General features: G+C 39.5%; 6 protein-coding genes and 1 pseudogene. 2 read left to right on the top strand and 5 right to left on the bottom strand.

What is annotated here, in order from left to right:
* The first annotated feature begins 64 nt into the window (after positions 1 to 64).
* Entirely contained in the window at positions 65 to 2,830 is a 2,766-nt protein-coding gene (locus A9Z07_RS01550) for a type VI secretion system Vgr family protein (protein WP_069576371.1), read from the top strand.
* A 6-nt stretch (positions 2,831 to 2,836) separates the two neighbouring features.
* The gene (locus A9Z07_RS01545; protein WP_069576369.1) at positions 2,837 to 5,824 is read left to right on the top strand and encodes a hypothetical protein; all 2,988 of its coding nucleotides are present in this window, start codon (positions 2,837 to 2,839) and stop codon (positions 5,822 to 5,824) included.
* A gap of 24 nt (positions 5,825 to 5,848) precedes the next feature.
* Here A9Z07_RS01545 and A9Z07_RS01540 read toward each other — a convergent pair whose 3' ends face one another.
* The 5 genes and pseudogenes from A9Z07_RS01540 to A9Z07_RS17980 form a co-directional block, all read right to left on the bottom strand.
* The gene (locus tag A9Z07_RS01540; RefSeq protein WP_069576367.1) at positions 5,849 to 6,841 is read right to left on the bottom strand and encodes a formylglycine-generating enzyme family protein; all 993 of its coding nucleotides are present in this window, start codon (positions 6,839 to 6,841) and stop codon (positions 5,849 to 5,851) included.
* A 202-nt stretch (positions 6,842 to 7,043) separates the two neighbouring features.
* Positions 7,044 to 8,021 (bottom strand): formylglycine-generating enzyme family protein, encoded by a 978-nt coding sequence (locus A9Z07_RS01535; RefSeq protein ID WP_069576361.1) that lies wholly within the window; start codon positions 8,019 to 8,021, stop codon positions 7,044 to 7,046.
* A 28-nt stretch (positions 8,022 to 8,049) separates the two neighbouring features.
* Positions 8,050 to 9,051, bottom strand: a complete 1,002-nt coding sequence (locus tag A9Z07_RS01530) for a formylglycine-generating enzyme family protein (protein ID WP_069576359.1) — start codon at positions 9,049 to 9,051, stop codon at positions 8,050 to 8,052.
* A gap of 201 nt (positions 9,052 to 9,252) precedes the next feature.
* Positions 9,253 to 10,140: a tetratricopeptide repeat protein gene (locus A9Z07_RS01525; protein ID WP_069576357.1), complete on the bottom strand. Its 888-nt coding sequence runs from the start codon at positions 10,138 to 10,140 to the stop codon at positions 9,253 to 9,255.
* 11 nt (positions 10,141 to 10,151) lie between these two features.
* Positions 10,152 to 10,410, bottom strand: a pseudogene (locus tag A9Z07_RS17980) (sulfatase); the annotation flags it as partial.
* Positions 10,411 to 10,423: the final 13 nt, after the last annotated feature.

Below are 10,423 nucleotides of genomic sequence, written 5' to 3'. Positions count from 1 at the left end.
AATAGACAAATTTGTCTATTTTGTATAAAATGCGGAAAATTTGAGTAAATATTTTATAAAAAATATGTTGAGTAATATATTTCAAGCCTTGGAAAGTTTAGGCCTCACAGCACAGAAACGTGCGATCCATATTCAATTTTCGAATCAAAATTTAAATTCCCAAGTCTTCCTGCAACGTATCGATGGCCAGCATGAATTAAACGCTGGCTTTAAGGCAGAGCTGATCTGTTTATCGACCAATGCCACCATTCCACTCAAACAATTTATTGGCAGCCAAGCCGCAATTGACACCGTTACCGATCAAGGTCAACTGAGCCGTGTCACGGGGGTTATTACTCAAGCCTTACAAGGCCAGTCTGACGGTAGCTTAACTCTCTATAAACTGACACTCGAAGACCCAACTGCACTGTGGAAACAACGCCGTAACAGCCGTGTATTTATGAATAAAAGCGTGCGTGATGTGGTGGAAATTGTCTTTAAAGAATGGCAACAAAAAAGTCCCTTATTTGCATCGAGCTTGACACTTGATTTAAGCGGACTCAGTCAGGACTATGATGTCCGTCCATTTATCATGCAATCCAATGAAAGCGACTATGACTTTCTCACCCGTCTGATGCGTAGCGAAGGGATTAACTGGCTGGTCGACGAATCAAAGCTGAAAGTCGGTAGTGCCAGCGAACAGATTCAGGCCCAGAAACTTCGTTTAATTGATGACAATAGCCAGTATCAGGCCTTAGAGCGTCGCCATATTCGCTACCACCGCAGTAGTGCCACTGAACAATACGACAGCATGACCAGTCTGGTCGGGCAACGCTCATTACAACCGAGTGCGGTGCATGTACAACGCTGGCAAGCCGATGCACTGGAACAGGAAGAAGGTGCAGGCAGTGTACAAAGCACCCACAAACATAGTGAACAACATGACAATGCCAGCCTTGGTTTAGAACAGGCATGGCACTTCTCACCCGCCTGGATGCAAGACCTGAATGGGGAAGATGGCGCAACTCAATCTGGCAATACACAAATTGAAAAGCTCAATCAAAACTTGGGTCAATACTACGACCAACAATCCAAACAGTTCGTGGCGAATACTACCGTGCGAGATACTCATGTCGGTTACTGGTTTGAACTGGCAGAACACCCTGAAATCGACCAGCACAGTGGCGTAGACAAAGAATTTCTGATCACAGGCAAACAGTTTTATAACCAGAACAACTTGCCCAAAGATCTACAGCAGCAGATTAATCAACTCTTAGCACAAAGTCATTGGCAGCTCACCCAACAAAGCAACACAGCAGAACGCCAAGCCAACCAGTTAATCCTGCAACGCCGCAACATCAAAACGGTTCCTGAATACAATCCATTACAACACCGCCCAGCAGCTTCTCCACAACGCGCCAAAGTGGTGGGTCCAAGTGGCGAAGAAATTCATGTTGATGAATGGGGACGGATTAAAGTCCGCTTCTTGTTTACCCGCAATGAAGATCACAGCCATGATGGTGGTGCAGGTGCCAATGACAACGACACCGATTCAGCTTGGGTTGATGTTCTGACGCCTTGGGCAGGAGAAGGCTATGGAGCCCGCTTTCTGCCACGTATCAATGAAATCGTGGTGATTGACTTCTTTGATGGCAACATTGACCGTCCGTTTGTGGTGGGGCGCATTCACGAAGCACAACGCAGCCCGACCAAATTCGACAATGCAGGCAAGCTGCCAGACACCAAGAAACTGGCAGGGATCAAGTCCAAAGAATACCAGGGCGAAGGCTTTAACCAGTTACGCTTTGATGACACCACAGGACAAATTAGTGCCCAACTACAAAGCAGCCATGCCGTCAGCCAACTTAACTTAGGTAAACTGAGCCATCCTAAAGACAAGGCCGAAAGTGAAGACCGAGGTGAAGGTTTTGAATTGCGTACCGATCAATGGGGTGCAGTCCGAGCTGGAGAAGGTCTACTGGTTTCCACGCATAAGCAGGATCAGGCACAAGGCGAACATCTTGATGCCCAACCAGCCAAGCAACAGCTTGAAGGCAACCAGAGCAATGCCAAAGCCTTAAGTGAAGTAGCCAAGAACCAGCAGACCGATGAGATTGAATCGCTTGATCAGTTGAAAGCTTTTGCTGATGAAATTGAAGCTGATATTGCCAAGTTTAACAAGGCGATGCTGTTATTGAGTTCGCCAGCAGGTATTGGCCTGAGCACCAATGAAGATATTCATTTATCTGCGGATGGGCAGATCAACCAGTTTGCTGGTGACAGTATTAATCTAAGTACACAAAAGAATTTGGTAGCCCATATCAGTGGTAAAGCGAGCCTGTTTGCCGCGCAAAATGGGATTAAACAGGTCGCAGCAAAAGGTAAGTTTGAAGTTCAGGCTCAGTCAGATGGAATGGATTTGCTTGCCAAGCAAGGGATTCAGATTATTTCGACCGAAGATCGTATTGAAATTACCAGTCCGAAAGAGATTGTGATTACTGCGGGTGGTTCTCAGATCAAGCTGGATGGTTCAGGGATTTTCCCAACCACAGGTGGCAAGTTTGAAGTGAAGGCTGGGCAGCATTTGTTTATGGGTGGCGCGAAAGTTGAGGTTCCAGAAAGGAAATTTAATAGCTCCCCATGTTATTTGACTTTTGAAATTGTAGACTTAGAAGGTAAACCTGCGAAAAATGTAGAATATATTGCGTTTAGAGCAGACGGAAGCCAGCAAACTGGTCGTACGAATGCGGCAGGCCAAACTCAAAAATTTACAACTGAGAGTTCAGAGAAAATTTCGATTCACATTAATGATGAAAATGCTTCTAAATATAAGCTGGTAACAAAAGGTTAAAAAATAATGAATAAATATAATGTTATTGAAAAGACGATTATTTTTTATAACCAAAGAAACAAGGTCTTGGCAAATGTTAACTATACCCTCATTTTCTGTCCTAAACAGGGTAGTCGTACTACCTATACTGGAGTGACCGATGATAAAGGGCAAACTAAACCCGTTGAAATTAGTGCAAATGGGAAGTTGCATATTCTTGTTCAGGGTCATGAAACCATTTTTAGTCCTAAAAAGCTGATTAAACCTGTTTTGGCTGACGGGACAAATGTTATTGAAATTCAAGATAGTCGTTTAGAGAACAATATCAAGTTTATAACAAAAGAGCAGTTTGAGCTTCAGCAGGAAAAATCCAAAAAATTACGTGCTGAACTAAAAGAGCTGGTGAAGAAAAATCCTAAAGGCAATTTTTTTAATTTATCTAAAATGCCGCCAGCTTTTAATCACGGTGTACATAAACTTGAAGAAAGTTTCGATATCTCTTATGAGGAATACAAAAAGAAAAATACAACGATTATAAAGTCTAGAAAATATTTGAAATTTAAAATGTATGTGTTGTACCGTTTTGTTGATAGCCGAGGTAAAGGTATCCCGAATATGAGCTATCAAGTTTTTGGAGAAGGACAAAGTAAACCTTTAGTTGGTTTTAGGCCGACACCGACAGATCAAAAGGGTTATACCAAACAAGCGGATACGCATCTGAAAAGCCAGATTAAATATCAGATGGGAAGTACGTCAAAGACAAGTGAATGGTATGAACCAATTACTTGTGTAGACAAGCAGGATATTAGACTGGTTGTTTTCCCAACAGCATCAGCAAATACCAATCCAGATATTAATAATAAAGCCAGTTTAGGCGAGAATCAAAAACCACCCATTGTCATCAATCCATCTGACAATGAGGTTTTGGTACTTCCTCCTGCACTTTATGCTGAGTTTGATCGAAAAACAAAAATTTTATCAGATGCAATAAAGGAAGTTCATCATTCTAATAGTGAATTAACAAGAGCGATTCAGAGTAGAAATCTTGAGCAGATCAAGGAACTTGAGAAAAGATTAAATATCAATCAGGAAAAAGCCATTGAAAAAATTAATGGTGAATTTAAACAAGTTGCAGATCTAAAAGAAGTATGGATTGTTGAGACAACTGGTGAAAAGAATCAGAGCGCTTCTAAGTATAATCTAGCAAGACGTTATCTGCGTGTTTCTGATTACAAGAGTTATAGCCAAAGACGCTTAAATGAAGAAAAAGAAGTTAAGATTAAGCAGGAAAATGGTCAGGTTGCTCCGCCAAGTCTCATCAAAAAGGAATTTGATAAACTCGCAAAACAGTTATTGACCGCTAAAAAATCAGTGGGCGGGGATAAAGCCGTTTATAACCTGATTGGTGGTTTAGGGGGAGAAATTGCTGAAGAATATGTTAGCAGCAGTGACATTACGGTGAGTCAGGAAGCCCAGTGGATGCGTATGGTGGCTGGTTCAAGTGCTGAAGGTATGATCAGTGCATCCTCAAAGGGTGTCAAAATGAAAGTGAGCGGGGATGCATCTGCCAAATGGACATTATTTGAAGGTGTAAAAGAGTGGCGAAAGTTTTATCCTTGTGAATCTGGGTGGGCCCTTGAACTTGGAAACTATGATTTAGGTACGATTCGGTTTTTAATTGGTGCTGAGTTATCTGGTTTCTCTGGAGCAAATCTTGGGATTGCAGGGAATTTATCAGTTGATATTAGCTATCAGGGTACGACGCAAGTGTTAACTGCAGCCGTGCGAGAACCTGGACAATCGATGTCAAATATGCTGAATCGTGAACGTAAACCCATGTTTCAGCCAGCAAAAGGTGATCTAAAAGAAATTGCGGCGGCTCAAGAAAGTGGAAAACCCCAAGCAACAGCAGGAATTAACGCCTTTGTTGGTGCACAAATACAAGGTGTGCTCAAAGGTGGAATTGAGTGGTTTAAACCGAATATAGATAAAGGAGGCGAAGGAAAGTTTGTTACCATTGCTGCTGCGACAGGTGGAGGTGGGGTTAGTGCTGGAGCTGGAGCACAAGGACAATTTCAGATTATTTATGATGATGGATGTTTTAAAATACGCGCTGCTGCTCATCTATGTTGGGGGGTAGGGGCAAAAGGGGTTGCAACTTTTACGGTAGGTACCGAGCATATTCTGAATTATATCGGATTTATTAAATTACAATTATTACAGGCTGGGTTTAGAAGCTTAGTTTATATTGCAGGCCAAGCTTTCTCTGTAATGGCACAAGTATTGGCTTATTGTATTGGTGATGATCACCTAATAACTCGGGGAGTGGAATTTTTATCAGAGGATTTTAGTCGCTGGATTGATAGTCTTGATAAAGATCAACAGCGTTTAAAAACAGCGAATCATGTGAACTCAGCTAAGGGACGGGAGGAACTCATCATTGCGCCTCCTGAAACCAAGGGTATTCTATTGTATGCAGTGACTCATTGGAGTCATAGTACAGCGCCGATCTTTGATATTCATGTGTCTTTTAGTGAACTTGAAGTTAAATATTTTCCTGCCCGAAAGACAGCGGTGATTAATATTCTAAAGACCTGTATTACGACTGCAGAATGGCAAAATACTATTCAACATATTCATCCGCTGGGAGAAAAGTTAACCCGAGATCAATTCGGTAAAGTTGAAGGAGATCTGATTCGGTTTTTAAATTATGGGGAAAACCCCAAATATGCAGAAGATATCATTCGTTGTATTAACCAAGGAATTGATTATGCAGGAACTAATATTAATCAGTGGTTAAAAGATTATTTAAAATACCGTAAGGGGGCTAAAGCTGTCACAGGTACGTCTTGGAATTATATGTTAGTAAGAAATCAGGATGACCAGCATTTTGAACAGTTTAAGATACAGCAGGGGATATCCAGAGGTTTTGAAGAGCAAACATTGATGGCCAGCAATCTTGAAATCTTAGCGCCTTTTGAGCAAGATGAATCAGAGAAGGTGTACCATGTTTAAGGTACACCTTAGACAGTATGAGAATTAAGGGTTTACAGCACAACGTACTGAATTATTTTGATTATAATCAAATGGATAGTCTTTTTTAGAGTAATACTCTACAAGTTTAGAGTCTGCTACAGGATCTATGGCATGGCGTTGCATAGTTAAGCCTTTTCCTCCCATATGCATATTCTGGCCATCATCAGGCGCCGAGCTACGTACAACTTTCAATTTACCTGATGCAGGACCCTGAGGGTTTTTTTCAGGGGATTTACCATAATATTCAGGATCATACCAATCCAGCATCCATTCATAGTTGTCGGTAAGCATGTCATAAAAGCCTAAAGGGCTTGGAGGAAATTGCTGGAGTGTAGATACATTTTTTCTTGCTTTAAATTTTTTATTAGAGGCTTTTTTCTGCTCAAAGCTCCAAATATTACGACCAATATCCATTTTTCCATTGTCAGTTGCATATAGAACATACTGTCCACGATTTCGGGCGGCATATTCCCATTGGGCTTCTGTAGGCAAATCCATTTTTAAATTAAGCTGTTGCCCGAGCCATTGGCAATAGTCCCGAGCTTGTTGCCAATTAATTCCTGCGGCAGCTGTAGGAATACGATATTTGATTGAAAGTTCATCAAAAACACCAATAGGCTTTTGTCCTGTGACATTAGTATAGATATCAAAATCAGCATAAGTGGCTTTGGTAGCACTTAATTGAAAGTCATCTAAAGTGACTTTATGCAAGGGCTTGCTGTCACCTTTACCATCGTAAGGAAGTTTATCGACACTATGCTCAGGGCCGAAATCACCCATCATAAAAGTTCCACCCTTGACTAAAATAAGGTTCTTTTTTGTTTTTTCTAGGAGTTGCTGTAATTGCTTTTGTTGTTCGGCAGACAGGTTTTTTTGGGCAACTGGTGTTTGTGTCTTTTGGCTAGAATCTGAGTTGGGTTTTGCACATGCGGTTAAAGCAGTGCTAGAAAGCAGAATAATCGCAAGGTTTTGTTTAATCATCTTTTTTAAAATCATTGGGTTGCGGATATTGTCAGAATTCTAAGACAGTTTTGCGGGATTGAAAAGAAACATTGTGTTAAGTATTAAAACCAAATGTGAAGTTAAAATTTTCTCATATTTTTACTTGAATTGATGTGATGGTCTTCGGTGTTTTAAATAGGAGGAAGAAGAAGCTAAGGTGTACCATGTTTAAGTTACACCTTAGAACGTATGCAAATTAAGGATTTACTGCGCAACGTACTGAGTTATTTAAATTAAAATCGAAATAATACTTCTGATTTTTCGATTCTTTTACTAACTCTGGATCTGCTACAGGATGCATAGCATAGCGTTGTATGGTTAGGCCATTACCACCCATATGCATATTTTGGCCATCATCAGGTGCAGAACTACGCACCACTTTTAAGGTGCCTGTAGCAGGGCCTTGTGGATTCTTTTCAGGGGATTTACCGTAATATTCAGGATCATACCAGTCCAGCATCCATTCATAGTTGTCGGTAAGCATGTCATAGAAACCTAAAGGACTTGGTGGAAATTTTTGTAATAAGGAAATACTTTTAGTTACTTTAAATGGTTTTTTAGATGCTTGTCTTTGTTCAAAGCTCCATATATTACGTCCAATATCGATTTTCCCATTGTCGGTTGCAAAAAGGACATATTGGCCACGATTACGGGCAGCATATTCCCATTGGGCTTCTGTAGGCAAATCCATTTTTAAATTAAGTTGCTGACCAAGCCATTGGCAATAGTCTCGGCTTTGTTGCCAGTTAATCCCAGCTGCAGAACTTGGGATACGATATTTTTGTGTAAGTTCTTTAAAATCTCCAACCTTTTTTTGTCCAGTGATATCAGTATAAATATCAAAATCGGCATAAGTGGCTTTGGTAGCACTTAAATAAAAGTCATCTAAAGTGACTTTATGTAAGGGGCTACTGTCACCTTTGCCGTCGTAAGGAAGTTTATCGATACTATGTTCAGGGCCGAAATCACCCATCATAAAAGTTCCACCCTTGACCAAAATGAGATTTTTTTTAGTTTTTTCCAGGAGTTGCTGTAATTGCTTTTGTTGTTCGGCAGACAGGTTTTTCTGGGCAATTGATGCTTGTGTCTTTTGGTTAGAATCTGAAGCTGGTTTTGCACACGCGGTTAAGGCAGTGCTAGAAAATATAATAGCAATAAGAGTGGGTTTAATCATTTTTTAAAACCTAAAATTGAATGCTGACTTAAAAAGGATGTGGAAGATTGGCGACACAGCGCACACCATATAAACGATAAGTCATTTTATTTTCCTCATTTGATTTGGGTTGAGCGTGTGCTCTTTCTACATTAAGGCCACCAGCCATCATCAAATCATCCGCACTCATTGGAGGGGAGCTACGTAATACTTTTTCAGTACCAGACTTAGGCCCTGTTGGATTATCAACTGGTGAGTTTTTATAATAATCTTTATCGTACCAGTCATTCATCCATTCATAATTATTGGTGACCAGATCATAAAAACCTAAAGGGTTTGGAGGGGTTTTGCCGAGTACAGGAATTTCAAGTACTGAATCAGGGTTATTGGTATGTCTATAATTGTCGTACTGACTTAATTTCCATAAGTTTTTTTCTGGTTCTATTTTTCCTGTATTGGTTGCAAATGCTGTGTATTGACCTTTATTGCGTGCAACATATTCCCATTGTGCCTCTGTCGGTAGGTCCATAGGCATTCCTACTTGTTGTCCCAGCCACTGGCAATAATCTTTGGCTTGTTGCCAATCCATTCCTGTCGCAACTTCATGGGCGATTTCTGGGGTAAAGAGTTCATTGTAATAGCTTTTAGGTTGTCCGGTTGCCTCAGTAAAAATATTAAAGTCTTCTAATGTTGTTTTATAAGCATTCATATTAAAATTGCTGAGAGTCACTTTATGCAGAGTCTTATTGTCATTTCCCGGTGAGAAAGGCAGGTGATCAGGCTTTTCGGTATTGCCTTTTGGATTCTTGATTGCCATGCTTTCAGGAACGTTTTTTTCGAGCTCAGGAGTGATGAGTCCAAAATCACCCATCAGGTAGCTACCACCTTCAACGAAGATCATATTCTTTTTGGTTTTCCCAATCAATTGCTGAATTTTTTGCTGTAGCTCAGGAGAAGGCTTTACGGCTTTCTGATTCGTTTCAGGTGATTTGGCGCAAGCACTTAAAGCTAGGCTTGAGAATAAAATAACAGCTATATTTCGTTTCATCATCTTATTGAAAATCATTGAATTGTATGTATTGTAAGCTATTTAAGTAAATCAGCAGACATCGAACAGCAAATTTATGTCATTTAAATTTAATTAAAAATTTAGTATTTGATAGAGGGGAGATCTTGATTTAGTCAAATATATCTTAGAGGTTCAATAGAAAATTTGGTCATATAAGATACTTATCTCCCTATCAAATTATATTTAATCTTCTTTACATTTATTTGGATAGGTTTCTGTAATATTAAAATCTAAATCAAAAACAGGCTGTATTGGGATTTCTTCTGATCTATAAGAGCACTTCTCTCGCCATTTCATAGCTTTTTCTTCATTTTCTGGTAGGCCATTTTGCCCATTATAATAATTCTGAAACATATTGTGTTGTGCTAGGCTATAACCCAAGTTGGCAGCTTTAATATACCAGTCTGTTGATATTTCACCATTTTTTTCTACGCCCAAACCTCGTTGATACAACATGCCAATATTATTCATAGCAGCAGGATTGCCTTGTTGTGCTGATTTTTTATACCAATACATGGCTTTATGATAATCAATCGTAGTACCCCATCCAACAGTGTAACATTCACCTAATTTAAATTGTGCATCCGCATTGCCATTCTCAGCAGCCTCTTTATAAAGTTGGAAAATAACTGGAACAACATTCGGAGCTTGATTGGGATCTTGTTGATCTATGTCTTGATTGTAATATTCATAGTGCATTTGTGTGTATATTTTCGCTAAATTAACTTTTGCTAATGTACTGCCATGATCAGCAGCTTTTTTAAATAACTGTTCTATTTCCTTATTATTTTTTATAGATTTTTCTTTAATAGCTTGGATTTCATCATCACTTTTTTCATCAAAACTAAATATTGCTTGATCTGTTAGATCCTTATAATACAGTAAAGCCGCATATTCATTTAACTCATCTGCTGTTAATTCATTTAGATGATGACTATATTTTTCATAGATTTTAGTATATTTTTTTTCATTGTCATTTTTATTCGAAGCATTACAACCAACTAGAATAACGGTTAAGAATAGAAAGATAATTTTCATATTGACCCCCATATCTTTAAATATAGATAGCATAAGCTATGCTTGTCATCAAAAGTGGTTTTATAGGCATTCGGCTATAGTTATCCAGTGTGACTTTATGCAGTGGCATAGTAGCATAAAGAACCGTAATCGGAAGTTTGCCTTTACGGGTTACCGAGCCAAAGTCGCCCATCATAAAAGAACCCCTTCAACAAAGATCATATTCTTTTTAGTTTTTTCGCCTAGCTGCTGAATTTTTTGTTGTAGCTCAGATGACGGTTTGATTTCATTTGTGGCTGTTTCGGTCGATTTGGCACCAAGCACTTAAAGCTAGGCT

The sequence above is a fragment of the Acinetobacter sp. YK3 genome, assembly GCF_001729365.1.
GTDB lineage: Bacteria > Pseudomonadota > Gammaproteobacteria > Pseudomonadales > Moraxellaceae > Acinetobacter > Acinetobacter vivianii.
Note: the sequence above shows the minus strand (reverse complement) of the source record. Positions and strands in the feature narration are given on the sequence as shown.